Here is a 26,454-nt window from a genome sequence, read left to right on the forward strand (position 1 = left end):
AGGTCGTCCGCTCGTTGGCGACGCGGAACAGGTTCTGGTTCGGGATGACGATCAGGGTGTCGACGTAGCGCTGCAGCTCCTGGATGCCGGCGTCGGCCAGGCGCATGCGGTGACGGCCTTCGAAGTGGAAGGGCTTGGTCACCACGCCGACGGTGAGGATGCCCAGCTCCTTGGCGACCTCGGCCACCACGGGACCGGCGCCGGTACCCGTGCCGCCGCCCATGCCGGCGGTGATGAACACCATGTGCGCGCCGTTCAGGGCGGCACGGATTTCCTCGCGCGCGGTTTCAGCCGACGCGCGTCCCTGCTCCGGCTTGGCGCCTGCGCCCAGGCCGGTACGGCCCAGACGAATCTGCACCGGCGCGTTCGTGGCGGCCAAAGCCTGCGCGTCGGTATTGGCGCAGATGAAATCGACTCCGCTTACGCCGTTCCGGATCATATGAGCGACGGCATTACCACCGGCGCCACCGACACCAACGACCTTGATCACGGTCCCTTTGGTGCTGTTCTCGAGCATTTCAAAGTTCATGATGCGACTCCCTCAAGTCTGATTGCAAATCACAAGAAATTCCCCAACTACCTTCTTTGTGAATCGCCTCAAAGCCGACGCCGACACATCGGTCCGCCACGGGTTTGAAGCGTCTCCGCCAGCGCGCCGCCTGCTTGCTCGGCACGCCCCGGAATCGCCGGCAGCGCGATTCCTGCTTAATTCATGAACCACTCCTTCATCCGCGCCAGCAGGCTCTTGAAGTTGCCTGTCTGCGCGGCGACCTTGCGGCCGCGCATGCGCTGCATGCGCGCTTCCTGCAGCAGCCCCATGACCGTAGCGAAACGCGGATTGCGCATCACATCGGCGAGACTGCCTTCGTACTCCGGTACCGCGACTCGCACGGGTTTGAGGAACACATCCTCCGCAAGTTCCACCATTCCCGGCAATTGGGCCGACCCCCCGGTCAGGACGACGCCGGAAGCCAGCAAGTCCTCGTACCCGGAATCCCGCACAACCTGCTGCACCAGCGTGAAAAGCTCTTCGATACGCGGTTCGATAACGGCGCCCAAGGCCTGCCGCTTAACCAGCCGCGGGCCACGATCGCCCAGTCCCGGCACCTCGACGGTTTCGTCAGGACTGGCAAGCACCTGCTTGGCCACGCCATAGCGCAACTTGATTTCCTCGGCATCCGGGGTCGGCGTGCGCAGCATGGCCGCGATATCGTTGGTGATCTGGTCGCCGGCGATCGGAATCACGGCCGTGTGCCGGATCGCTCCGCCGGTGAAGATCGCGACGTCCGTCGTGCCGCCGCCGATGTCGACGAGCACCACGCCCAGTTCCTTTTCGTCCGTCGTCAGGCAGGCCAGGCTGGAGGCCAGCGGCTGCAGGATCAGGTCCTGGACTTCGAGCCCGCAACGGCGCACGCACTTGACGATATTCTGGGCCGCGCTCACCGCCCCCGTAACGATATGCACGCGCACTTCCAGCCGCAAGCCGCTCATGCCGATGGGTTCGCGGATATCTTCCTGTCCGTCGACGATGAATTCCTGCGTCAGCACGTGCAGTACCTGCTGGTCGGTCGGAATGTTCACCGCCTTGGCTGTCTCGATGACGCGCGCGACGTCGGTGGCCGTCACTTCTTTGTCTTTCACCGCCACCATGCCGCTCGAATTGAAGCTGCGGATATGGCTGCCGGCGATGCCCGTATACACGTCGCGGATCTTGCAATCGGCCATCAGCTCGGCTTCCTCGAGCGCGCGCTGGATGGAATTGACCGTGGTTTCGATATTGACGACCACGCCCTTGCGCATGCCGCGCGATTCATGCTGGCCCAGGCCCAGCACCTCGAACCGGCCTTCGGGCAGGATTTCGGCGACGACAGCCACCACCTTGCTGGTTCCGATATCGAGGGCGACGATTAAGTCCTTGATGTCACGGGTCATGGCGTTAGCGCTTTTTTAGATTGGATTTCGGTTTGGTTTTCGATTCGGCTTCCGGCAGCGGGGCCAGGGCCAGGGCAAACCCGTTGGGGTAGCGCAAATCGGCCTGCAATATGGGGCGGCCCTCCAGTTTCTGCGTCAGGGCGGGCCACGCCTGCACGAAGCGCTGGATGCGCGCGGCGAACGGCAGCGCCCCCGGTGGCCCGTTGGGATCCGGCGCGTCGGCGCCCGGATCGCGTCCCAGGTCGAGCTTCAGGCCGGTGGACAGCGTCACGCGCCACGCATAGCGCGGGCTCAGCTCCAGGTCCTGGACGCGCATTTCCAGCGGCGCGAACCATCGCGCCAGCTCGGCATAGCGCTGCACCACCAGGCTTTCGCTGCCTTCCGGACCATAGAAGTGCGGCAACGCGGATTCGTCGTCCAGCTCGCCCGTGTTGGCGGTAAACGATTCCCCCCATGTGTTGATCATCTGGTTCTCGTTCCAGAGCGCCAGCGGCTGCTGCTCTTCGATCCGTACGCGCAGGACATTGGGCCAGATGCGCCGTATCGCGGCATGGCGCACCCAGGGCGCGGACTCGAACAGCTCGCGCGCCTGATCCAGGTTCATGGTGAAGAAATTGCCCTTCAATCCACCCGCAATGGCAGTCCGCATGCTGACGGGCGAGACGTAATGCAGCTGCGATCCAGGTGCTGCTTCCAGCTCGATGGCGGTCAGATCGAAATACGGCCGCTTGGCCAGCCACACCACTCCCGCCGCCAGCATGGCAAGCACCGCCAGCACGGCCAGCGTGTTGGCGATCAGGTTGGTGGTGCGAGCGTCGTTCCACACGGATAGTCCAGTCAGGTATTGCGAGCCGGGCTGCGCACTTTGCACGCCGCCTCGGACAGGATGGCCACACAGAGTTCAGGGTAGGACATGCCCACCGCCTGCGCCGCCTTCGGCACCAGCGAATGGCTTGTCATGCCTGGCGATGTATTCATTTCCAGCAGCCAGATGCGCCCTTCCCCGTCGAGGATCAGGTCGGCGCGCCCCCAGCCCTCGCATCCCAGCGCCCGGTAAGCATCGACGCAGACCCGCTGGACTTCGCGCGCCAGGGCATCCGGCAAGTCCGCCGGGCAGAAGTACTGCGTGTCGTCGGAGAAATACTTGTGCTCGTAGTCGTAGTTGCCTTCGGGCGCCGCGATTTCGATGACCGGCAGCGCGCGCGCGGTCGGGCCGGCGCCCAGCAGGGCGACCGTCAGCTCGCGACCGGCGATGAACTGCTCGGCCAGCACTTCGCTGTCGAAGCGGGCCGCCTCGGCGTAGGCCTCCTTCATATCGGAATAGCCGCGCACCTTGGTGATGCCCACGGTCGAACCTTCGTGCGGCGGCTTGATGATCAGCGGCAGTCCCAGGGTGTCCGGGACGCGGCGCAGCTCGGTGTGCTCGTCCAGGATCGCGAAATCCGGGGTCGGCAGGCCGTGCTGCAGCCAGATGCGCTTGGTCATGATCTTATCCATGGCGATGGCCGAGGCCGCCGGACCGCTCCCCGTATAGGGAATGCCCAGAAGCTCCAGGGCGCCCTGGATGGTGCCGTCCTCGCCGTAGCGGCCGTGCAGCGCGATGAACACGCGATCGAAGCGCGCCGCTTCCAGCTCGGCGAAGCTGTGCGTGCCCGTGTCGAAAAGGTGCGCGTCCACGCCCACGCTGCACAGCGCTTCGTGCACACCCGCGCCGGACATCAGCGATACCTCGCGTTCCGCGGAGCGGCCGCCATACAGCACGCCCACCCGGCCCAGTCCGCGGCCGTCCGGGCCCGACTGCGCAGCCGCGCGCGCCCGGCTCAGGCTTTCCGCGCGCATGGCCTCGTCGAAATGGGATGGGCTCATTGCACTACCCTCCGGCCGCCGTGCGACTCGTGGTCCATGAAAGAGGCGGACGGCCCGCCTTCGGGCCGCTGCGCGGCCGTCGGGCCGGCGATTTCGCCGATCTGCGCGGGTACTTTGCTGATGGAGCCGGCGCCCATGACGATCACCACGTCGCCGTTGCGCACGAAGTCCAGCGCCGCTTGGGGAAGCTCCGCGACATCTTCGACGAACACCGGTTCGATCTTGCCGGCCACGCGCAGCGCCCGCGCCAAGGCACGGCCGTCGGCGGCCACCAGCGGAGCCTCGCCGGCCGCATAGACTTCAGTCAGCAGCACGGCGTCGGCCGTACCCAGCACACGTACGAAGTCCTCGAAACAGTCGCGCGTGCGCGTGTAGCGGTGCGGCTGGAATGCCAGGACGATACGGCGATCGGGCCAAGCGCCACGGGCCGCGGCCAGCGTCGCCGCCATTTCGACGGGATGGTGGCCGTAATCGTCGATGACGGTGAACCGGCCGCCGCCGTGTTGCGAAGGCACGGCGAAATCGCCGATATGCGTAAAGCGCCGGTTCACGCCATGGAAGGATTCCAGCGCATTGCAGATGGACTCGTCGGGCACGCCCAGTTCGGACGCCACGGCGATGGCAGCCAGGGCGTTGCGCACGTTGTGCAAACCCGGCAGGTTCAGGCACACGGACAACGGCGGCAACTCGATATCGCGGTCGCGCCGCACCACATCGAAGCACATGCGCGTGCCCTCGGCGCGCACATTGCGGCCCGCCACCTGGGCATCGCCGTTCAGTCCGTACGTTGTCACGGGACGCGATACGAAAGGCATGATCTCGCGCACATTGGCATCGTCGCTGCACAGCACCGCGCTGCCGTAGAAAGGCAACTTTTGCGTGAACTCGATGAAAGCGCTCTTGAGCCGGGCGACGTCGTGGCCATAGGTATCCATATGGTCGGCGTCGATATTGGTCACGATGGCCATGACCGGCAGCAGATTCAGGAACGAAGCGTCGGATTCGTCGGCCTCGACCACGATGTACTCGCCCTGGCCCAGCCGCGCGTTCGCGCCGGCCGAGTTCAGCCGGCCGCCGATCACGAAAGTGGGATCGAGCCCGCCGGCCGCCAGGACGCTGGCCACCAGGCTGGTGGTAGTGGTTTTTCCGTGCGTGCCGGCGATCGCAATGCCGCGCTTCAAGCGCATGAGCTCGGCCAGCATGATGGCGCGCGGCACGACAGGAATGCGGGCGGCGCGCGCGGCGATGACTTCGGGATTGTCCCCCGCCACGGCGGTCGACGTCACGATCGCGTCGGCGCCCGCGATATTCATGGCCGTATGGCCGACGACGATGGACATGCCCAGACCTGACAGCCGCCGGGTGACCGCGGAATCGTGCAGGTCGGAACCGCTGACGCGATAGCCCAGGTTCAGCAGCACCTCGGCGATGCCGCTCATCCCGGACCCGCCGATCCCGACGAAATGGATATGTTGGATGCGATGTTTCATGATGCTTGCTTCACTTCGCCGCCCACACGACGGACTGCGACGGCTTCGCAGGCATCGGCGATGTGGCGGGCCGCATCCGGCATGGCGCGGGTACGCGCGCGGGCGGCGACGGCCAGGAGCTCGTCGCGGCTGCGCTGCGTCAACCAGTCCGCCAGCCATTGCGGTGTCAATTCAGTTTGCTGGCGCAGCCAGGCGGCGCCGGCATCGCTCAGGTAGCGCGCGTTCGCGGTCTGGTGATCGTCGATGGCATGCGGGAAAGGCACGAACAGCGCCGCCACGCCCGCCGCGGCGATTTCCGCAACCGTCATCGCGCCCGCGCGGCAGATCACCACGTCGGCCGCCGCCAGCGCGCCCGCCATGTCCTCGATGAAGGCCCGGCAATCCGCGCGCACCCCGGCGGCCGCATAGCCGGCGCGCAGGGCATCGATATGCTGTTCACCGGCCTGGTGCGTGACGCGCGGGCGGGCGTTCTCCGGCAGCAGCGCCAGCGCCTGCGGCACGACGGTATTCAGGGCCTGCGCACCCAGGCTGCCGCCCACGACAAGTACATTCAAGGCGCCGGAGCGGCCGGCGTAGCGCTGTTCGGGCGCGGCCAGGACACACACCTCGCGGCGCACGGGGTTGCCCACCATTTCGCCGCGCGGCAGCACGCCCGGAAAACCGGTCAGGACCCGGCGCGCCAGGCGTGCCAGGGTGCGATTGGCGGTCCCCGCCACGGCATTCTGCTCGTGCACGACCAGAGGCACACGCCGCAGCGCCGCCGCCAGGCCGCCCGGAAAGGCGACGTAACCGCCCATGCCCAACACCACGTCCGGATGCGCGCCGGACATATGCCGCCACGCCTGGCGCGTGGCCGCGAACAGGCGGAAAGGCAATTGCAGCAACGCCGGTACGCCACGTCCGCGCAAGCCCTGGAAGCGCAGTTCGGCCATTTCGATACCCTGCGCCGGCACGAGGCGGCCCTCCATCTTGTCCGGATTGCCCAGCCAGAGAATGCGCCAGCCGCGTTCGCGCAGCACGGCTGCCACGGCCAGGCCGGGCATGATGTGCCCGCCCGTGCCGCCCGCCATGATCAGCGCGGTCCTGGATAGAGTGCCCGTCTGTCGCAAGGCGCTCATACCCGCCCCCCGCGCATCATCGTCCGGTTTTCGAGATCGACGCGTATCAGCATGGCCAGGGCGATCAGGTTCATGACGACGCCCGAACCGCCGTAACTCATCAGCGGCAGGGTCAGGCCCTTGGTCGGCAGCAGGCCCAGGCATACGCCCATATTGATGAAAGCCTGGACACCGAACCAGATCGCCACGCCCTGCGCCAGCATGCCGGCGAACGTGCGCTCCATGGCGATGGCCTGGCGGCCGATCTCGAAGCCGCGCAGCACGATAATGGCGAACAGCGAAATAACCAGCATCACGCCGGCGAAACCGAGCTCCTCGCCGACCACTGCCATCAGGAAGTCGGTGTGCGCTTCCGGCAGGTAATGCAGCTTTTCGATGCTGGCCCCCAGGCCGACGCCAAACCATTCCCCCCGGCCCAGCGCGATCAGGGAGTGCGACAGTTGGTAGGCGCTGCCGTAGGCATTGTCCTGGTTCCAGGGATCCAGATAAGCGAACAACCGGGCACGCCGCCACGGCGATGCCCAGATCAGCAGCAGGAAAGTCCCCAGCAGTACGCCCAGCAGGCTGCTGAAGTACTTGCCGTTGATGCCACCCAGGAAAAGGATGCCGATGGCGATCGCCACGATCACCATGAAAGCGCCGAGATCGGGCTCCAGCAACAGGAACATGCCGACACCGCCCAGCGCGAAAGCCATGGGCAGGAAGCCGCGCGCGAAGTTCTGCATGTGTTCCTGCTTGCGGACCGTATAGTCCGCCGCATACAGCAGCGCGGCGACCTTCATCAGTTCGGAAGGCTGGAAGTTGATCGGGCCCAGCGGGATCCAGCGGTGCGAACCGTTGACCTCCCGGCCGATACCGGGCACCAGGACGATGACCAGCAGGAACAGCGCGAGCACGAACACAGGCACGGCCAGCCGCTGCCAGACGCGGATCGGCAGGGTGATGGCGCATGCCGCTGCCACCAGGCCCACCGTGACGAACGCCGCGTGCCTCAGGACGAAATAGTATTGCCCGTAGGCGGCGTAGCGCGGCCCGTCGGCCAGCGCGATGGATGCCGAATACACCATCAGCAGGCCCAGCGACAACAGGGTGCCGGCGGCGATCACCAGGGGCATGTCGAAACTACGCATGCGCGTGCGGCCGGGACGCACGGCATTGACGCTACCCGTCAGGTCGGCGAACAGGCTCACGGACGTGTCCTCCCGTCATTGCCCGCCCGGTCCGCGGGGGAAGCCGTGTGCCATGCGGCGGCCAGTGCGTAAACGCTCATGCCACTTCCCCCCGATCCAGGGCGAGGTCCTGCGCTTCCTGCGCGAAAACCTGGCCGCGATGCACATAGTTGCGGAACATATCCATGCTGGCGCACGCCGGCGACAGCAGGACGGCATCGCCGGGCTGCGCCAGCGTCATGGCCTGGCGCACGGCGTCGCGCATGTCGGACGCCTGCACGCTGGCGACGCCGGCCGCCGCCAATGCCTTGCCGATCTCCGGGCCGTCCTGGCCGATCAGGACCAGCGCGCGCGCATGCCGCGCAACGGGGGCCACCAGAGGCGAAAAATCCTGTCCCTTGCCCAGGCCGCCGGCAATCAGGACCACGGGCTGTCCCAGCCCTTCGAGCGCGGCAACCGTCGCTCCGACATTGGTACCCTTGCTGTCGTTGATGAAATCGACATCGGCGATACGGCGAACGAACTCCACGCGGTTGGGTTCCCCGGCATACTCCCGCGCCGCGCGCAGCATGGGACCCCAGCCGATCTCCAGCGCACGGCCCAGGGCCAGGGCCGCGAGCGTGTTGGTCGCATTGTGTATCCCTCGTATGTGAAGCGCGTCCACCGGCATCAGCCGGGACACGCGGCCGGCCGGCCGCGGAGGCGGCGGAGCATCTTTCTTGCGCCGCGCCGGCGTAGCCATGGGGATATCGAAATCGTTGGCTTCGCAGGCGGTCAACCAGGCCACGCCCGGGCCCTGCTCCAATCCCAGGTCGCCGACCAGCGCCGGCTGGTCGCGACCGAAGCTGCGCACGCGCCGGTGACCCAGGGCCTCCACCATGCCGACCGTGAGCGGATCGTCGCGATTGACGACGGCAATACGCGCCATCGTCAACAGGCGTCCCTTGGCCTGCGCATAAGCCTGCATATCGCCATGCCAGTCCAGGTGATCCTGCGTGACATTCAACACGACGGCCGCGTCGGCCGCCAGGCTGTGCGTCGTATGCAATTGAAAGCTGGACAGCTCCAGCACCCAGGCTTGCGGCAGCGCATTGTTGTCCAGCGCGTCCATCAAGGCGGTCAGTGCGGCCGGGCCTATGTTGCCTGCCGCGCGCACGGTCATGCCGGCGGCGTCGATCATGCTGCGGGTCAACGCGGTCACCGTTGTCTTGCCGTTGGTCCCGGTCACGGCGACGAGGCGGGGCCGGTAGTCGCGGCTTTCCGCCAGCATGGCCAGTGCGCGCGCGAACAGCTCGATTTCGCCGACGACCTCCACGCCCCGCTTTTCAGCCTCGAGCAGCAAGGCTTGCGCGGGCGGCTGGCCCGGCGCCAGGCCCGGGCTGATAACGACCTGCGAAACACCGTCCAGCAGCGCCAGGTCGAAGCTGTCGCAGCCCAATCGATAATCCGGCTGTTCCTGCGCGGGCATCCCGTCGAACATGGCACGCAGCTGCGCCAGGCCGCCCGGTGCTTCGCGGGTATCGGCGATGCGCAGGCGAGCGCCGCTGCGCGCGCACCAGCGCGCCGCGGCGATACCGGTCTCGCCCAGCCCCAGGATCAGGACGCGAGGGGTATCCGAGACGGGAAATTCCGCTTCGCTCATCGCAATTTCAACGTTGAAAGGCCAATCAAAACCAGCATCATGCTGATGATCCAGAACCGCACGACGACCTGCGTTTCTTTCCAGCCGCTGACTTCGAAGTGATGATGCAGCGGCGCCATGCGGAATATCCGCCGCCCTTCGCCATACCTGCGCTTCGTGTACTTGAACCAGCTGACCTGCACCATGACCGACAGGGTCTCCACGACGAACACCCCACCCATGATGAACAGCACGATCTCCTGCCGTGCGATGACCGCCACGGTGCCCAGTGCGCCGCCCAGCGCCAGCGCGCCCACGTCGCCCATGAAGACTTGCGCCGGATAGGCGTTGAACCATAGGAAAGCCAGGCCTGCCCCGGCCAGCGCCGCGCACAGCACCAATAATTCCGCCGCCCCGGGGACATACGGAAACAACAGGTACTTGGAATAATCCGCGCGGCCGATCACGTAGGCGAAGATGCCCAGCGCCCCGCCCACCATGACCGTCGGCATGATGGCCAGGCCATCGAGACCATCGGTCAGGTTGACCGCGTTGCTGGTACCCACGATCACGAACCACGTCAACGCGACGAAGCCGAGTACGCCCAAGGGATAGCTGACGGTCTTGAAAAAGGGCACGATCAGGTCCGCGCGCGTCGGCAGCGGCATCGTAAAGCCACTGACCACCCAGTTGCGGAACAGGGGCCAGAGCTCGGTATTGGCCGGCGCGGAAACCGCGAACGCCAAATAGACGGCCGCCACCAGTCCGATCAGTGCCTGCCAGAAAAACTTCTGCCGCGCCGGCATGCCTTCCGGGTCGCGGTGCACCACCTTGCGATAGTCGTCCATCCACCCGATCAGGCCGAACCCGAAGGTCACCAGCAATACGACCCAGACGAAACGGTTGCTCCAGTCCGCCCATAGCAGCGTGCTGATTCCGATGGAGATCAGGATCAGGGCGCCGCCCATGGTCGGCGTGCCGGTCTTCACCAGATGCGTCTGCGGGCCATAAGCGCGCACGGCCTGGCCGATCTTCAGCTCGGTCAACTTGCGAATGACGCGGGGACCGAAGAACAGGCCGATCAGCAGCGCCGTGGCGCAGGCGAAGACGGCGCGCAGGGTGATGTACTCGAAAACACCGAAGGTGCGGATGTCGTCGGAAAGCCAGCGAGCGATCTCAAGCAGCATGCTGTTCTCCCTGCCCCAGGGGCGCATGTCCATCGTTACTCACCAGCACCTTCACTACCCGCTCCATGCGCATAAAGCGCGAACCCTTCACCAATACGGCGCGTGCGCGTTGGCCGCGCAGCGCCGTCACAATTTCTTCCACACTCTCGCAAGCCCTTGCGCCGGGTCCGAAGGCCGCGGCGGCATCGGCGGCGGCTTTTCCCAGGCTAAGGAAGAGATCGATGCCGCGCTCTCGCGCGTATTCGCCGACTTCGCGATGCATCGCCGGGCCGTTGGCGCCCACTTCGCCCATGTCCCCCAATACCAGCGCACGCGGCGCGGGCAGTTGCGAGAGCACATCGATGGCCGCCCTGACAGAGTCCGGATTGGCATTGTAGGTGTCATCGACCAGCAATGTTCCGTCACTCAATCGGTGCCGCTGCATCCGGCCCGACACTGGGCTGAAGGCGGCCAGCGCCCTGCAGGCGGAGGCCAGCGGAGCACCCGCGGCCAGCGCGCATGCGGTGGCCGCCAATGCGTTGCGCAGATTGTGCATGCCCGGGACCGGTAGCTCCAGCATCGCTGTGCCAGCAGGTGTGACCAATTGGCACCGGCTGCCGAGCGCATCGGCCTGGAGCTGCTCCGGGTACACGTCCAGTCCGGCCTGCAGGCCGAAACGCAGCACGCGCGGCGTCGCGCTCATGGCGTCCCAGGTCGCCGTATAGGGCTCGTCGCCGGGATAGACCGCATAGCCGTCCTGCGGCAGGGCCGCCAGAACGGCACCGTTTTCCTCGGCCACCGCCTGCACGGAATGCATGAATTCCTGATGCTCCCGCTGCGCATTGTTGACCAGGGCGATCGTGGGCGCGGCCATGGCGGCCAACCGCGCGATCTCGCCGGGATGGTTCATACCCAATTCGAAGACCGCTGCCTGGTGATGCGCGCGCAGGCGCAGCAGCATCAAGGGCAGGCCGATTTCGTTATTGAAGTTGCCCGCGCTGGCCAGGCGTTGCTCCGCGCCGAGCCAATCCGCGAGGATGGCGGAGATCATCTCCTTCGTGGTGGTCTTGCCGTTGCTGCCCGCCACCGCGATGACCGGGATGGAGAACCGCGCGCGCCAGGCGGCGCCGACGCGTCCGAGCGCCTCCCGCGTATCGCCCAGCACCAGTTGCGGGATCCGCGCGCCTTCCACGCGGTGTGCGACGATCGCCGCCACGGCCCCCTGCGCCTGTGCCTGCGCCAGGTAGTCATGCCCGTCGAAGCGCTCGCCCGCCAGCGCAAGAAAGAGCTGCCCCGCGCCTATCGTGCGGGTATCGGATGAAACGGCCGACACGACAGGCAGCAAGAGCGCCAGCCGCGCCCATTCCCGATCGTCGAAAGGGAGCTTGACGCCGGCGATCTCCTGGTAGGTCTCGTGCCCCTTTCCGGCCAGGAGCACGACGTCTTCCAGGCGCGCGGCCCAGATCGTGCCCATGATGGCGCGGGCGCGGTCGGGCTCTACCGTCAGAGACGCGCCGTCGCCTATCCCCGCGCGAATCTGCGCCAGGATCGCGGCGGGATCCTCGCTGCGCGGATTGTCACTGCTGAGCACGATATGGTCCGCACCCTGCGCCGCGATAGCGCCCATGACCGGACGCTTGCCGGCATCGCGATCGCCGCCGCAGCCAAACAGGCACAGCAGCCTGCCGCCGCGCGCCTGCGCCACCGGGCGCAACGCCGCCAGGGCGCGTTCCAAGGCGTCCGGCGTGTGCGAATAGTCGACCACGACCATGGGGCCCGCCGGCGTGCCCGCGGCCTGCGGCGCGTCCACCGGCGTCACGACTTCCATCCGTCCAGCGACCGGCGTGGCGGCAGCCAGTTCGCGGGCGATATCGGACAACGGCCAGCCCAGTGCCTGCAGCACACCCGCAACCAGCAGCAGGTTCGCGACGTTGTGCTGCCCCAGCAGCGGGGTCATGATCTGGGCTTCGCCCCGCGAGGAGGACAGCGTGAAAATCTGGCCCTGGCCGGTCACTCCCAGGTCGCGCGCGCGCACATCGGCGGCGGTGTGGATGCCGTAGGTCGTAACCCGCTCGGCGGGCAATGACCCAATAAGGCGCCGCCCGGCTTCGTCGTCGGCGTTGATGACTGCCTTGCTCAGCCCCGGCCAGGCGAACAAACGCGCTTTCGCGGCTTCGTACGAAGCCATTGAGCCGTGGTAATCCAGATGATCCCGGCTCAGGTTGGTAAAGGCGGCGATGTCGATACGCAGCCCATCCATGCGTCCCTGCTCGATGCCGATGGATGACGCCTCCATCGCGACCACCTGCGCCCCGGCCCGCCGCATCTGTGCCATCAGGCGGTGCACGGCAAGTACGTCGGGCGTGGTCAGGCTGCCTGGAACGGCCTGACCGTCAGGCAGGGTTGCGCCCAGCGTGCCGATAGCACCGCAGGGCTTGCCCGCGTGCGTCAGCGCGCGCGCCAGCCACTGCACGGATGACGTCTTGCCATTGGTACCGGTGATGGCGATCACGGCCAGGGCCGCGGAAGGCCGGTCGTACCAGCTATCCGCCAGCGCGCCCAGCATGCCGCGCAGTCCGTCGACCACCCGCAGCGGGACATTCGAGGCGAGTGCCTCGGACTGCGGGGCGCGCGGCCCTTCGACGAGAATCGCCGAGGCGCCGCGCGCCACTGCCTGCTGTATATATAGACTGCCGTCGCTGGCGCGCCCACGGCAGGCGACAAAGACGTCGCCCGCGGCGACTTCGCGCGAGTCCAGGCGCAAATCGGCTCCGGCCGCCGCATGCGCACGCAACCATGCTACGACGCCGTCCGCATCGGACGGCGTCGTGACGGGCAAATCCAGGCTCGTGGCGTTCATCTCCCCGGCTCCTGCAAGCCTGCCACCACGGTGGACTCGAATGGAGCATCCGGCTGGACGTTCATGAGCCGCAGGCTGCCACCGACAATCGTCGAGAACACCGGCGCGGCCACCGCGCCGCCATAGTAGCCGCCGGTCTGCGGCTCGTCGATGGTGACCGCCACGACGATACGCGGATCGGATACCGGCGCGAACCCCACGAAGGAGCTCCGGTATCGGCTGGTGCTGTACTTACCGTCGACGATCTTGCGCGCCGTGCCGCTCTTGCCCGCCACGCGGTAGCCCTGCACCTGGGCCCGCTTGGCCCCGTCCGGCCCGGCCGCAGCCTCCAGGAAGCTGCGGATCAACGCCGCGATCTTCGGCGGATAGACCTTGACACTGGTGGGCTCGCTATCGCGCTTGACCAGCGTCAGCGACACCATATCGCCGTCGCGGGCGAATACCGTATAGGCGCGCGCCATCTGCAACAACGACACGGACAGGCCATAGCCATAGGCCATGGTGGCCTTTTCGATCAGGCGCCACCGTTCCCACGGCCGCAGGCGTCCGGGCGCGGCACCCGGGAAGCCCAGTTGCGGCGCCTGGCCGAACCCCAGTTCGGTGAAGCGGTCCCACATCTCGCGGGGCTCCAGCCTCTCCGATATCAGGGTCATGCCGATATTGCTGGAACGGCGCAGCACATCCGCCACGTTGATGGTGCCATTGCGGCTGACATCGCTGATCGTCGAGCCCTGATAGCGGAGATGCCCGTTGCCCGTGTCGAACATGGTCGACGTGGTAATACGTCCGAGGTCCAGCGCCAGCGCGGCCGTGAACGGCTTCATGATCGAGCCGGGCTCGAACGTATCGGTGATGGCCTGGTTGCGCAGCGCGTCCGTATCGAGCGAGCTGCGGTCGGCGGGATTGTAGGTAGGCAGGCTGGCCATGCTGAGGACTTCGCCCGTGTGCGCATCCAGTACCACGGCCGCCGCGCCCCGCGCGTGGTGCAGCGCGATCGCATCGCTGAGCGCCTTGAACACCACATACTGCACCCGGGTGTCGATGGACAGGCGCAAGTCCTTGCCGTTGACCGGCTCGGTAACGGCCTGCACGTCTTCGATGACACGGCCGAGGCGATCCTTGATCACGCGGCGCGTGCCGGGACGGCCGGACAATTGCTTGTTGAACGCCAGCTCGACGCCTTCCTGCCCCTGGTCCTCGATGTTGGTGAAACCGACCACGTGCGCCATGACCTCGCCTTCGGGGTAATAGCGCCGCGTCTCCGGTTGCTGGTGGATACCCGGAACCGCCAGCTGCTTGACCTTGTCGGCGATCTCCATCGGCACCTGGCGCTTCAGGTAAACGAAGTTTTTGTCCTCGTCGGCCAGGCGCTTGTTCAGGTCCGCTACCGGCATGTCCAGCAGTTTGCCCAACGCCGCCAGCTGTTGCGGGGGCGCCGCCCGTGCGTCGTCCGGGATCGCCCAGATGGCCCGCGCCGGTACGCTCGAGGCCAGCACGACATTATTCCGGTCCAGGATTTTCCCGCGCGTGGCGGCAAGCGTCAGCGTGCGCTCGTAGCGCCGTTCCCCCTGCTGCTGCAGGAAATCGGTGGTAATGCCCTGCAGGAAAAGCGCGCGCGCAGCCAAAGTGCCGAAACCCGCGAAAAGAAGGATCAATACCAGGCGCGAACGCCACGCGGGCAGCTGGCCGCGCAGGACAGGGCTATTGAAGAAGGGCAGCCGCTTCATTGCGCGCCTCCCGCCACCGGAGCCTGGTTCAGATAGATCGTGCGATCGGGCACGATGGGTATCATCTTCAGGTCTTCGCGCGCGGCACGATCGACGCGTGCATTGCGCGCCAGTTCCGCACGGTCCAGCTGCAGGCGCCGCCAGTCATTGTCCAGGTCGCGCGCCTGCGCCTGCGAGCGGTCCAGGTCGACGAACAACTGGCGCGCCTGATAGCGGCTGGTCACCAGGGAAATGGCGCAGGACATCAGCACCGCTGCCAGGAGCAGGCTAAGACGGCCCATCAGCGCTTCCCCTTGCCTGCGCGACGGGCGCGCGCCGCGGACAGCGGGTCGACGCCGACGAAAGCCGCGGCGCCGGCCGCGGCCACCGGCACATCGGTCCGCTCAGCGACCCGCAGGATGGCCGACCGCGAGCGCGCATTGGCCGCGACCTCGTCGGGTTCGGCCAGCACACGCCCCAGGGAACGCAGCAAAGGCTGCGGCATTTCGCTCTCGCGCAATGGCATGCGGGAATGCGCGGCCGCAGGCCTGGCGGCCGCGGCGATGAATTGCTTCACCATGCGGTCTTCGAGCGAATGGAAACTGATCACCGCCAACCTCCCCTTCGGCGCGAGCAGATCTAGAGCTGACGCGAGGGCGCGTGCGAGTTCTTCGAGCTCCCGATTGAGGTAAATCCGTAAAGCTTGAAAGGTGCGCGTGGCCGGATGCTGCCCCTTTTCGCGCGTGCGGACGGCGCTTGCGACGAGCTCGGCAAGCTCGAGCGTGGTGTGCAGCGGCCTTGTTGCGCGGCGAGCTGCAATCGTTTTTGCAATCTGAAAAGCAAACCGTTCTTCGCCATATTCCGCTATGACCTCCCGCATCTCGTCCACGCTGGCGTCGGCCAGCCATTCCGCGGCCGTCGGGCCGCGTGTCGTATCCATGCGCATATCCAGCGGGCCTTCGCGCATGAAAGAAAACCCCCGCCCGGCGTCGTCGATCTGGGGCGATGACACCCCCAGGTCCAGCATGACGCCGTCCACCTTATCCACACCCAGATCCCGCAACGCCTCGCGCATCGTGGCAAAGCCGCCGTGCACCACCGATACACGGGGATCGGCGTCGGCCATTTGCCGCGCCACCTCGATGGCGCTCGGATCCTTGTCGAACACCACCAGCCGCGCCTTGGGCGACAACCGCGACAGCAGCGCGCTGGAGTGGCCTCCGCGGCCGAACGTCCCGTCGACGTAGACGCCATCCAGCCGACGCCTGGCGTCGACCTCATCGTCCCCGCTGCGGCCGGCGGCTCTGCGGCTGCCGAAATTCGGCAACAACAAGGCATCCACCGTCGGCACCAACAGCACGGGCCGATGTTCGAGTTTCATGTCGGTTTCAGAACGAAAACTGATTCAGCACTTCCGGCATTCCCTGAGCCAGATCCTCCGCCTCGCGGCGGGCCAGGGAAGCGGCATCCCACAGCTCGAAGTGCGCGCCCATGCCCAGCAACATCACTTCGCGCGTCATTCCTGCGGCATTGCGTAGTTCAGGGGCGATCAGGATGCGGCCGGACCCGTCCAGCTCGACATCCTGGGCGTTGCCCAGCAGCAGCCGCTGCAAGGCCCGGGCGGACATGGGGAGCGCGGCAATGACTTCGCGCTTCTTTTCCCACTCCTGCCGCGGGTAGAGCAGCAGGCAACCGTCCGGATGGCGGGTCAGCGTCAGCCGACCCTCCGCCTGAGCGACCAGGGCGTCACGATGCCGGGTCGGGATGGAGATCCGACCCTTTGCATCCAGCGTGAGCGCGCTGCTTCCCTGGAACACCCATTCCTCCCACTTAATTGCACAAAAACCTACTTTTTCCCACTCTACGGGAAGGGCAACCCGCGGTCAAGCAACCGGACACAATTTTTTCAATCACAACAAGGACTTAGACATCACCGTTGAAAACACAAAATAAAAACCCCCTGATAAATCAGGGGGTTGCAAAACGATCTAAAAGTCCTACCTGAGCCTGGCGAGGAGGGAGGGTTCCGGGCGTGACGCATTCTGCCCCTGCGGGGGAAGCAAGACGGATCTGTAGGCCGGATTCTGTACGCCGGGGATCCCGGCGGGCAATCATTCATCTGGCCCGACCATTACTGGCCGGGTCTAGCCATCTACCCGCATGCTCGGACGGGCCGCCCTTTCCGGTCCGAAGACCGAGACGCATGCCTATTTGATGTTGCTCCCGGTAGAGGTTGCCGCGTTTCACCCTGCGACGCCGCGCCCCGTTGCCGGAGCGCGCGACACGGAAGTCGCCGTGCCTGTGCGCGGTTGAAAACCGCGCCCGCTTCGCAGACTCGTCTCTGTGGCCCTATTCCTCGAGCACGTGGCGGTTGCCCGCCGCGCGCCCGGACGGCCGTTAGCCGCTACCGCGCCCTGTGGAGTCCGGACCTTCCTCGATGCATGCGCACCGCGATTGCCCGACCCGTCTTGCCCGTACATTTTAGACTACTGGCGCGGCAAGGCCCGGACGGGGCCGGAACAGGCCCGGACGGGCCGGAACAGGCCCACGCCCCGCCGGCGCGGTCCCGCGCCCGGCAGGGCCGCCACGAAAAACGGGAATGGCGGGGCGCCGCGGCCCAGGGCCGGCTCAGGTCAGCGTGGCGTCCAGCGCTTCGCTCAGGTCACCCTGATCCACACCCGTGTTCTGCTTCAACGCATTGCGACGCGTGGTGATGCCCGGCAGCTCCGGCAAGGACCAGCGCCGCGTGATGAAGCGGAGAATGGACGTCGTATCGAGCATCGTGTGGTCGACATAGCCCTTGCGCACGGTCGGGCCCACGACAATGGTGGGAACGCGCGATCCCGGCCCGAAGCGATCGCCCTTGGGGGGCGCGATATGGTCCCACAAGCCGCCGTTCTCGTCGTAGGTGATGACGACCAGCATATGGCCCCACTGCGGGCTCTTTTCCAGTTCGGCAACGATGTCGGCGATGGCCTGGTCGCCGCGCAGCACATCGGCGTAGCCGTTGTGTTCGTTCAAGTTACCGACGGGTTTGTAGAACGAGACGGGCGGCAGCTTGCCGGCGCGGATATCGGCGATGAAGTTCTCGCCATTGACGCCGGCATCCTTCAGATGTTCATTGCGCTGGGCCACGCCATCCGGCGTGGTGGGGTCGAAGCGCTTGAAGTAATTGAAGGGCTGATGATGGAACTGGAAGTTGACGAAAGGCTGGCCATCGCCTTGCAGCGCAGTGCCCGTGTAATCGGAACCGGCCCAGCCGGAGGGATTCGTCGAACGCGCGGCCTGGAAGCCCCAGCCCCCGCCATACCAAGCCCATTCGACACCTTTCTGGCTCAGATAGTCGCCGATGTTGGCCTGGGTTTGCGGCGGCACCGTCGTGGCGTTCGCCGGGTCCGCCAGCAGGCCGGCCGTGACACCCTGCGCGTTCGGCGCCGGCTTGTTGCCGCTGGGCTGGTACGGCGGCTGCATGGTATTGATGGCGTAGCCGTCCGGCGTGAGCGTGGCGCTGCTGGTGACAAAAATCGACGTGGCCGGGCCGCTCAACGCGGAATCCGCGCCAGGCGCGGCGGGGTTCACCGCCAGGTGCGAACCCTGCGGGCCGTCGGAAAGCGCGGCCACCTTGCTCTTGTTGGTGTCGGTAATGGGCACGACCGGCGGCGCGGCGGCGATCAGGTATTGATGGTTCAGGAACGAGCCACCGAAGGCACCCATGAAAAAATGGTCCGCCATGGTGTACTTCTGCGCGACCTTCCACAACGGCAGCGTGCCGGAATTGCCCGTGAAGTGCCCCATGACGAGGCCCCCCGCGCTATCAGCCCAGGCGACGAACTGGTCGTTCTTGCCGCCGTCGATCTGCATCTGATTCTGATAGAAGTTGTGCCACAGATCGGCGTTGACGGCTTTCAGGTCCACGCCGGGGTAGGTGTCGTTGATCGAGAACGGCTTGTTGGCCATGCCCTGGGTCTGCGATGTGGTGACCACGGGCACCGTGGTGGCGAACTGCGCCTTCGCGTTCGTCAGGCCGGCCCAGACCGGCGGCAGCGCAGGCAGCACAGTCTTGCCGTCGCGATCCACCTGCGGCGCGTATGTCGCCGTCGCCAGCGGGCTGTCCACCCCGGGAAAGTCGCTGTACAGGTTATCGAAACTGCGGTTTTCAGCGTAGATGACCACGACGTTCTGGATGTTGTCCACGGCGCGGTCTTCGGCGCGTGCCCTGATATCCGATGGCGTGGTGGTCCCGTCGCCGCCACAGGCAGCCAGCGACCCGAGGACCGCGATCGCGGCGAGCGGCCGCATCGATGAAACGCACATCGTGCGAAGAGTCGGCTTCATACCCGGCAGATTCCTTTTGAGTAATGGCATGAGGAAAGTGCCGCCATAGTCGGTCACCAGCATGTGAAACTCATGAAGATTCGCTGACCTGGAACTGAATCGCCCCGACACCGATTCAGTGGCCGTTCAGGCCGGATTCCCGCCGCTGAAATATTGCGCTGCTAGGCTCGCCGCAGTTTGTCCGTCCAGCATCCCGAGCCCTCATGTTCCGAGTCCGCGCCACCCTTACGTCCACACATCTTTTCGCCGCGCTGGTGACGCTGCTGTTGGCGATAGGCGCCATCGGTATCCACGCGGCGACCGCGGAGGCGAGCGGCCCTGCGCGCGCCGGTGGCGCGACATCCGACGGCACTTACTATCCGCCGCCCCCTGTTACCTACGACCGCGCGTACGCGCGCCAACGGGCCGCCGCTCTGGCGTCATTGGGGCAGGTCATGTTCATGGATCCGCGCCTGTCCGCATCGGGACGGCAATCCTGCGCCAGTTGCCACAGCCCGCAAAACCACTTCGGGCCGCCGAACGACCTGTCGGTGCAGCCTGGCGGCGCCGGGATGACCAGGACCGGCGTGCGTGCGGCGCCATCGCTGATGTATTTGCAGCGGGTGCCGCCCTTCAACGAGCACTTCGTCGATAGCGAGGAAGAAGGCGACAACAGCACCGACGCGGGACCCACCGGCGGCTTGACCTGGGATGGGCGCGTGAACCGCGCGGACGCCCAAGCCCGCATCCCGCTGCTCGATCCGCGCGAGATGGGCAACAGGGATCCGGCCGCCGTCGTCGCCCGCGTACGGGCAGCACCGTACGCAGACATCTTGCGGCGCCTGTACGGCAGCCAGGTTTTCGACGATACGGATAAGGCCTTCGCGGCCATTTCCCAGGCGCTGGCGTATTACCAGGACACCCCGGCGCTGTTCTTCCCTTACAGCAGCAAGTACGACGCGGTGGCAATGGGACGCGCCGCATTCACCGAACAGGAAGCGAACGGCCTGCGTCTTTTCGCGGCCGAAGACAAGGGCAACTGCGCCAGTTGCCACCGCTTCAGTGTCCCCGGCACATTGCCCATCTTCAATGACTACGGCCACATCGCGTTGGGCGTTCCGCGCAATCCCGCCATCGCGGCCAACGCCGATCCCGCCTATTTCGATCTGGGCTTGTGCGGACCATACCGCAAAGACCTGAGCGACCATCCCGAGTACTGCGGCCTGTTCCGCTCGCCCACGCTGCGCAATGTCGCGACTCGCAAGGTGTTCTTCCATAACGGTGTGTTCCACACCCTGCACGAGGTCGTGGAGTTCTATGCGACGCGAGACGTACAGCCCGAACGCTGGTATCCGCGCCGCGCCGACGGCACGGTGGACAAATTCGACGACCTGCCGGCCGCCTACCGCGACAATGTCAATACGGATCCGCCCTTCGGCGGCAAGCCCGGGGGCAAGCCGGCCCTGACACCACAGGAGATCGACGATGTGGTGGCTTTCCTGGGTACGTTAACGGATGGCTACTTCGATCCCGCGGGCCGGCCAGCGGATCGTCATTGACCTCCGGGGCCGCCGCGAAACGATCCCCGGCAGATCCGGACGGTAGCGGCCCCAACTCTTCCGCAAGCCGGAGAGCGGCGTAGCGGTCCCGGGGCGGCGCGGCCGCCTTCCTGCGACAATATCGGTCTTTACCTGAATCGCTGTCGCCACATGGCCCCTGCCACCCTGATCACTTTCACCGGCGTCCACCTTGCCTATGGACACCACCCCTTGCTGGACAGCGCCGATTTCTCCATCCAGGCCGGGGAACGCATCGGCCTGATCGGACGCAATGGCGCCGGCAAGTCCTCCATGCTGCGGCTGCTGGATGGCCGCACCGACCCCGACGACGGCGATATCTCGCGCGCGGCGGGCTTGAAGGTCGCCACGGTAGAGCAAGAGCCCGTCCTGGACGAGGCCGCGACCGTGTTCGATACGGTCTGCGGTCCTATCGACGATACCGAAGACTGGCAACGTCCGTCACGCGTGCGTTCCCTGCTGGAGCGCCTGAACCTGCCGGCGGATGCGCTCGTCGCGGGCCTGTCCGGCGGGACGCGCAAGCGTGTCGCGCTGGCGCGCGCGCTGGCTGGCGAGCCGGATCTGCTCCTGCTGGACGAGCCGACCAATCATCTGGACTTCGACGGGATCGCATGGCTGGAACAGATGCTGGGCGAGTGGAAAGGCAGCGCGGTCATCATTACCCACGACCGCCGCTTCCTGGACAACATCGCCACACGCATCGTCGAACTGGATCGCGGGCGCCTGCTCAGTTTTCCAGGCAATTTCTCGCAATGGCAGGAACGCAAGGCGCAGTGGCTGGAATCCGAACGCCTGGAACAAGCCCGCTTCGATAAGCTGTTGGCCCAGGAGGAAGTCTGGATCCGCAAGGGTGTGGAAGCACGCCGCACCCGCAACGAAGGCCGCGTGCGGCGGCTGGAGCAGCTACGCGTCGAACGCGCCGCCCGGCGGGAACGGCAGGGAAACGTCAGCCTGGCCATCGCGGAGGGCCAGCGCTCGGGTAAGCTGGTCGCGGAGTTGCAGCACGTACGCAAAGCGTTCGGTGACCGTGTCGTCGTGGACGACTACTCCACCACGCTTCTGCGCGGCGATCGCATCGGTATCATCGGCGCCAACGGCGCGGGCAAGACCACGCTGCTGCGCATCATGCTGGGGGTGCTGGAGCCTGACGCCGGCACTGTCCGCATGGGGACGAACGTATCGGTCGCTTACTTCGACCAGATGCGCGCGCAGCTGAACGAGACGGATACCCTGGCCGATGTCATCAGCCCCGGCAGCGAATGGGTAGAGATCGGCGGCACCCGCAAGCACGTCATGAGCTATCTCGGCGACTTCCTGTTTTCGCCCGCGCGCGCCGGTTCGCCGGTCAGCAGCCTGTCGGGCGGGGAACGCGCGCGCCTGCTGCTTGCACGCCTGTTCGCGCGGCCCGCCAACGTATTGGTGCTGGACGAGCCCACCAACGACCTGGACATCGAGACCCTGGAACTGCTCGAATCGCTGTTGCAGGAATACACCGGTACGGTGCTGCTGGTGAGCCACGATCGCGAATTCCTCAATAACGTCGTGACGCAGGTGATTGCCAACGACGCTCCCGGCATCTGGCACGACTACGTCGGCGGCTATGACGACTGGCTCGCCCAGCGGCCCGCGCCCGCGAGGCCCGAAGCATCCGCGCGTACCGCACCGGCGGACAAGACCGTGTCCCCGGCCAAGCCGAGAAACGCCAAGACCAGCCGCCTGAGCGCGTGGGAAACCAAGGAATTGGAAGGCCTGCCGGATGCCATCGCCGCGATCGAGGCCGAACAGGCCGCCTTGTCGGCCCGGCTGGCCGACGGTTCGCTCTACCGCGATGCAGCGGACGAGGTCGGCCGCATCAACGAAAAATTGGCGGAGCTGGAACGCGCATTGGAAGAGAAATTCGCGCGCTGGGAACAACTGGAAGCTCGCCGCGCCGCCGCATCCTGAATCGACGGCGCGTCGCTGCCTCCTAACTCTGCACTCGCCACGCCAGAGACTCGCCGGCAGCCAGGGGCACCAGCGTCGTGGCGCCATACGGCACTTCATCGGGGATGAGGTATTCCTGGCGCTTGAGGGTCAAGGTCCCGCTATTGCGCGGCAAGCCGTAGAAGTCCGGGCCGTAGTGGCTGGCGAAGCCCTCCAGCTTGTCCAGCGCGCCGGCCATCTCGAAGGCCTTGGCGTATAGCGCCATGGCGTGCAGCGCGGTGTAGCAGCCCGCGCACCCGCAGGCGTGCTCCTTCAGGCCGCGCGCATGCGGCGCGCTATCCGTACCCAGGAAGAAGCGCTTGCTGCCGCTGGTGGCGGCGGCGACCAGCGCCTGCCGATGCACCTCGCGCTTGAGAATAGGCAGGCAATACATATGCGGACGCATGCCGCCCTGGAACAAGGAATTGCGGTTGTACAGCAGATGCTGCGGCGTGATGGTTGCCGCCACCGGGCCTTCCGCGTCGCGCACGTATTCCGCGCCGTCCTTGGTCGTGATGTGCTCGAACACCACCTTCAACGCGGGATACGCCTGCCGCAAAGGCCGCATGACGCGCTCGATGAACAGGGCTTCGCGATCGAATACATCGACCGCGGGGTCGGTCACCTCGCCGTGGACCAACAAGGGCATTCCGCACTTTTCGAGCGCATCGAGCGCGGGCCGGCACTTGCCCAGGAGATCGGTCACGCCGGCGTCCGAATTCGTCGTCGCACCGGCCGGATAAAGCTTGACCGCATGGACCACGCCCGATTCGCTCGCGCGGCGGATTTCCTCGGCGGAGGTATTGTCGGTCAGGTACAGCGTCATCAGCGGCGTGAAGGAACCGGGCGCGACGCCGGCGCGGCCCAGCGCGGCTTCGATGCGCTCACGATAGGCCAGCGCCTGCGCCGTGGTCGTCACGGGCGGCTTCAGGTTGGGCATGATGATGGCGCGCGCGAACTGCCGCGCAGTATCGGCCACCACCGCAGCCAGCGCATCGCCGTCGCGCAGATGCAGGTGCCAATCATCCGGCCGCGTGATGACCATGGTATCGAAGGACTGTGTAGACATGGAATTTCCAATATAGATGACGCGCGTTGCGCGATCGCGGCGGCGGCCGCCGGAAATCGTGCCCGCCGCTATTCCGACAGGGGCATGCCCCGCTCGGCCAGGGCGCAGAACATCGCCGCGCCAAGCGGAATCACCGCATCGTTGAAATCGAAGTGACTATTGTGCAGCGTGCAGCCCGATTCGGCGCCGCCCTGGCCGAGGCGGAAGTATGCGCCCGGACGCGATTGCAGCATGAAAGAGAAGTCCTCCGAGCCCATAGAGGGCACGAGGTCGCGGACGACATTCTCCTTGCCCACCATCTCGGTCGCGATGTCCGCCACCAGGTTGGCGTGCTGCGGCGTATTGAGTGTGGCCGGATAGATACGCTCGTACTTGACCTCCGCCGTTGCGCCGAATGCCCCCGCGATGGACATGGCCAACTCGCTCATCCGCCGTTCGACCAGTTCCTGGACGGTCTTGCGAAAGGTCCGCACCGTGCCCACCATCCGGGCCTCGCGTGGAATCACGCTCATGGCGCCTGGGTGCCCCGCCTGCAGCGACCCTACGGAGACCACAGCGGAATCGAGCGGGTTGATATTCCGCGCGACGATACTCTGCAGCGCCGTAATCAAGTGACCCGCAACCACCACGGGATCGATGGTCTGGTACGGATGGGCGCCATGACCGCCACGCCCGTTAATGACGATTTCGAAGCGGTCGGCCGCCGCCATCATGGGACCTGGATTGATGCCTATCGTCCCCGGTGGCAGGCCGGGCCAGTTGTGCAGCGCGTAGATGGCATCACAAGGGAAGGTGTCGAATAAGCCATCTTCCATCATTGCCTTGGCACCGCCGCGGCCTTCTTCCGCGGGCTGAAAGATCAGGACCGCGGTGCCATCGAAATTGCGTGTCTGGACCAGATACCGGGCCGCGCCCAGCAGTACGGCCGTGTGGCCGTCGTGCCCGCAGCCATGCATCAGACCGGCCTTGGTGGACTTGTGGCCGAAGGAATTATCTTCCGTCATCGGCAACGCATCCATATCGGCCCGCAGGCCGATCATGCGGCCGCTATCGGTGCCGCGACCACGGATCACGCCAACCACGCCGGTCTTGCCAATGCCGCGGTGCACCTCGATGCCCAGCGCCTCCAGCGAACCGGCCACGATGCCCGACGTACGGACTTCCTCGAAACCAAGTTCGGGATGTGCGTGCAAGTCGCGCCGCAATGCCGTTAGTTCATCATGGAATAAGCGAATCGATTCGAGCGCTGAACGCGGATACATAGTCCGTCACGGATTACAAAGTTGCTGAGATCAGTGGGTAATTTTAGTTGCTACAGACGATAAATGCCTTTGTCTTTAGAGCGCAGACACGTTATGCTCCGGCCGCAGGATCAATTTTCCAACACTGAGAAGGAGAGCCGCATTATGGCCACACCCTCCAAAACCGCGTCCGCCCGCAAGCCGAATGCTGCTTTCATGAAGCCGCTCACCCCGAGCGCGGATCTGGCTGCGGTCATCGGTCCCGAGGCGGTGCCCCGCACCGAGGTCACGAAAAAGATCTGGGAATACATCAAGAAGCACAACCTGCAAGATGCCAGCAATAAGCGCAATATCAACGCAGATGACAAACTGCGTCCGCTGTTTGGCAAGGACCAGGTTTCGATGTTCGAGTTGACCAAGCTGGTCAACGCGCACCTCAAGTAAAGCTCTCTATCTCGCAAGCCCACTCAGACCGGGTTGCTGCGTCAGCGGATTCCGTCTAGCGAACCCCGGCAAACGATAGCGCCGCGACGCGTTTCGTATCAGCAGGCGCCGTGCCAGGGAGCGCGCGCAACCGACCTCCAAAGCGGTATTGATAGCCGCTCGGGACCGCATAAAAAAAACGGCTGGCAGAAATGCCAGCCGTTTTTTTTGGGTTTTCATCAGTATGGCGCGGCGCAGTTTTCAACCCAGCCAAGGCATTGCATCACGCATACGTCGGGGTAGGTGCGCGCCCTTCCATCAAGGCGAGCCACCCTTTGATTAGACGATAAAGCACCCACACTACGGTGGCCGCGACACCCACCCAACCGATAAAAATCAACGTCGCAATGGCACTGATGGCAAGCCACAGCAGGGACCACCAGAACGTGCGCAACAGCCAGTCGAAATGCGATGCGTAGTACGTGCCGGCCGCATCCGCCCGCTTGACATATACCAAGACGACGGCCGCAAGCGTCCCGAAGGGAAGGAAGCCGCCAGTCACGAAACCCAGGGCGAACAGGCCATACGCGACATGCGTAATGGTGCGCAGGTCTGGACTACTGCCGCTAATAGGGATCTGGGGCTCACTCACGATAACCGCTCCTTCTGGTTGACTCGAACATGTTACCGCACAACATCCACCGCTTCGGCCAAACGGGAAACCCGTGGCGTTGAACGTTGTTATTTGCGGACGTATTGGAAGAAGTGAAGCAAGCCGCAAAAGCAAAACCCCGCTGGAGTATCCAGCGGGGTTTTGGGGATAAGAGCCTGACGATGACCTACTTTCACAGACGTCCGTCCACTATCATCGGCGCGAAGGCGTTTCACTGTCCTGTTCGGGATGGGAAGGAGTGGTACCACCTTGCTATGGTCGTCAGGC

At 65.6% G+C, this 26,454-nt stretch carries 21 protein-coding genes, 1 rRNA gene and 1 other RNA gene; 3 read left to right on the forward strand and 20 right to left on the reverse strand.

What is annotated here, in order from left to right:
• The 16 genes from ACO1P8_RS19485 to acpA form a co-directional block, all read right to left on the reverse strand.
• On the reverse strand, window positions 1-532 hold a 532-nt coding region (locus ACO1P8_RS19485; RefSeq protein WP_486297554.1), incomplete at its 3' end, for a cell division protein FtsZ.
• A gap of 173 nt (window positions 533-705) precedes the next feature.
• On the reverse strand, window positions 706-1,932 hold the full coding sequence (ftsA, locus tag ACO1P8_RS19490; protein WP_066654970.1) for a cell division protein FtsA: 1,227 nt from the start codon (window positions 1,930-1,932) through the stop codon (window positions 706-708).
• A gap of 4 nt (window positions 1,933-1,936) precedes the next feature.
• The gene (locus ACO1P8_RS19495) at window positions 1,937-2,758 is read right to left on the reverse strand and encodes a cell division protein FtsQ/DivIB (protein ID WP_486297539.1); all 822 of its coding nucleotides are present in this window, start codon (window positions 2,756-2,758) and stop codon (window positions 1,937-1,939) included.
• An 11-nt stretch (window positions 2,759-2,769) separates the two neighbouring features.
• A complete protein-coding gene (locus ACO1P8_RS19500; protein ID WP_486297555.1) occupies window positions 2,770-3,771 on the reverse strand; it encodes a D-alanine--D-alanine ligase in 1,002 nt (333 codons plus the stop codon).
• A 23-nt stretch (window positions 3,772-3,794) separates the two neighbouring features.
• Complete coding sequence (murC, locus tag ACO1P8_RS19505; protein ID WP_486297540.1) at window positions 3,795-5,288, reverse strand: UDP-N-acetylmuramate--L-alanine ligase; 1,494 nt, start codon at window positions 5,286-5,288, stop codon at window positions 3,795-3,797.
• Window positions 5,285-6,406 (reverse strand): undecaprenyldiphospho-muramoylpentapeptide beta-N-acetylglucosaminyltransferase, encoded by a 1,122-nt coding sequence (gene murG, locus ACO1P8_RS19510; RefSeq protein ID WP_486297541.1) that lies wholly within the window; start codon window positions 6,404-6,406, stop codon window positions 5,285-5,287. The genes murC and murG overlap by 4 nt, the downstream gene beginning before the upstream one ends.
• On the reverse strand, window positions 6,403-7,596 hold the full coding sequence (gene ftsW / locus ACO1P8_RS19515; RefSeq protein ID WP_486297542.1) for a putative lipid II flippase FtsW: 1,194 nt from the start codon (window positions 7,594-7,596) through the stop codon (window positions 6,403-6,405). The genes murG and ftsW overlap by 4 nt, the downstream gene beginning before the upstream one ends.
• Window positions 7,597-7,672: 76 nt before the next feature.
• Complete coding sequence (murD, locus tag ACO1P8_RS19520) at window positions 7,673-9,217, reverse strand: UDP-N-acetylmuramoyl-L-alanine--D-glutamate ligase (RefSeq protein WP_486297543.1); 1,545 nt, start codon at window positions 9,215-9,217, stop codon at window positions 7,673-7,675.
• Window positions 9,214-10,383: a phospho-N-acetylmuramoyl-pentapeptide-transferase gene (mraY, locus tag ACO1P8_RS19525; RefSeq protein ID WP_486297544.1), complete on the reverse strand. Its 1,170-nt coding sequence runs from the start codon at window positions 10,381-10,383 to the stop codon at window positions 9,214-9,216. Before mraY ends, murD begins: the two co-directional genes overlap by 4 nt.
• Window positions 10,373-13,222, reverse strand: a complete 2,850-nt coding sequence (gene murF / locus ACO1P8_RS19530; protein ID WP_486297545.1) for a bifunctional UDP-N-acetylmuramoyl-L-alanyl-D-glutamate--2,6-diaminopimelate ligase MurE/UDP-N-acetylmuramoyl-tripeptide--D-alanyl-D-alanine ligase MurF — start codon at window positions 13,220-13,222, stop codon at window positions 10,373-10,375. The genes mraY and murF overlap by 11 nt, the downstream gene beginning before the upstream one ends.
• Window positions 13,219-14,949: a peptidoglycan D,D-transpeptidase FtsI family protein gene (locus ACO1P8_RS19535; protein WP_486297546.1), complete on the reverse strand. Its 1,731-nt coding sequence runs from the start codon at window positions 14,947-14,949 to the stop codon at window positions 13,219-13,221. The genes murF and ACO1P8_RS19535 overlap by 4 nt, the downstream gene beginning before the upstream one ends.
• Complete coding sequence (gene ftsL / locus ACO1P8_RS19540) at window positions 14,946-15,230, reverse strand: cell division protein FtsL (protein WP_094843570.1); 285 nt, start codon at window positions 15,228-15,230, stop codon at window positions 14,946-14,948. Before ftsL ends, ACO1P8_RS19535 begins: the two co-directional genes overlap by 4 nt.
• The gene (gene rsmH / locus ACO1P8_RS19545) at window positions 15,230-16,309 is read right to left on the reverse strand and encodes a 16S rRNA (cytosine(1402)-N(4))-methyltransferase RsmH (protein WP_486297547.1); all 1,080 of its coding nucleotides are present in this window, start codon (window positions 16,307-16,309) and stop codon (window positions 15,230-15,232) included. The genes ftsL and rsmH overlap by 1 nt, the downstream gene beginning before the upstream one ends.
• 7 nt (window positions 16,310-16,316) lie before the next feature.
• Window positions 16,317-16,745 (reverse strand): division/cell wall cluster transcriptional repressor MraZ, encoded by a 429-nt coding sequence (gene mraZ, locus ACO1P8_RS19550; RefSeq protein WP_066639927.1) that lies wholly within the window; start codon window positions 16,743-16,745, stop codon window positions 16,317-16,319.
• A 240-nt stretch (window positions 16,746-16,985) separates the two neighbouring features.
• Window positions 16,986-17,398: RNase P RNA component class A (gene rnpB, locus ACO1P8_RS19555), an RNA gene on the reverse strand.
• 158 nt (window positions 17,399-17,556) lie between these two features.
• A complete protein-coding gene (acpA, locus tag ACO1P8_RS19560) occupies window positions 17,557-19,263 on the reverse strand; it encodes an acid phosphatase (protein ID WP_486297548.1) in 1,707 nt (568 codons plus the stop codon).
• A gap of 203 nt (window positions 19,264-19,466) precedes the next feature.
• On the opposite strand from acpA, the gene ACO1P8_RS19565 reads away from it, so the two are divergent.
• The gene (locus ACO1P8_RS19565; RefSeq protein ID WP_486297549.1) at window positions 19,467-20,801 is read left to right on the forward strand and encodes a cytochrome-c peroxidase; all 1,335 of its coding nucleotides are present in this window, start codon (window positions 19,467-19,469) and stop codon (window positions 20,799-20,801) included.
• A 150-nt stretch (window positions 20,802-20,951) separates the two neighbouring features.
• Window positions 20,952-22,763 (forward strand): ATP-binding cassette domain-containing protein, encoded by a 1,812-nt coding sequence (locus ACO1P8_RS19570; RefSeq protein ID WP_486297550.1) that lies wholly within the window; start codon window positions 20,952-20,954, stop codon window positions 22,761-22,763.
• A gap of 22 nt (window positions 22,764-22,785) precedes the next feature.
• On the opposite strand, the gene pyrC is transcribed toward ACO1P8_RS19570, so the two are convergent.
• Window positions 22,786-23,850 carry a dihydroorotase gene (pyrC, locus tag ACO1P8_RS19575; RefSeq protein ID WP_486297551.1) on the reverse strand — a complete coding sequence of 355 codons (1,065 nt, stop codon included), beginning with the start codon at window positions 23,848-23,850 and terminating at the stop codon, window positions 22,786-22,788.
• 68 nt (window positions 23,851-23,918) lie between these two features.
• A complete protein-coding gene (locus ACO1P8_RS19580; protein ID WP_486297552.1) occupies window positions 23,919-25,112 on the reverse strand; it encodes a M20 aminoacylase family protein in 1,194 nt (397 codons plus the stop codon).
• Window positions 25,113-25,256: 144 nt separating this feature from the next.
• Here ACO1P8_RS19580 and ACO1P8_RS19585 point away from each other — a divergent pair, with 144 nt between their 5' ends.
• Window positions 25,257-25,535: an SWIB/MDM2 domain-containing protein gene (locus ACO1P8_RS19585; protein ID WP_066639945.1), complete on the forward strand. Its 279-nt coding sequence runs from the start codon at window positions 25,257-25,259 to the stop codon at window positions 25,533-25,535.
• 262 nt (window positions 25,536-25,797) lie between these two features.
• Here the strand turns inward: ACO1P8_RS19585 and ACO1P8_RS19590 are convergent, their stop codons facing one another.
• The gene (locus tag ACO1P8_RS19590) at window positions 25,798-26,166 is read right to left on the reverse strand and encodes a DUF4870 family protein (RefSeq protein ID WP_486297553.1); all 369 of its coding nucleotides are present in this window, start codon (window positions 26,164-26,166) and stop codon (window positions 25,798-25,800) included.
• 174 nt (window positions 26,167-26,340) lie between these two features.
• A 5S ribosomal RNA gene (rrf, locus tag ACO1P8_RS19595) occupies window positions 26,341-26,453 on the reverse strand.
• Window position 26,454 lies beyond the last annotated feature (1 nt).

It is taken from the genome of Bordetella sp., from assembly GCF_057362025.1.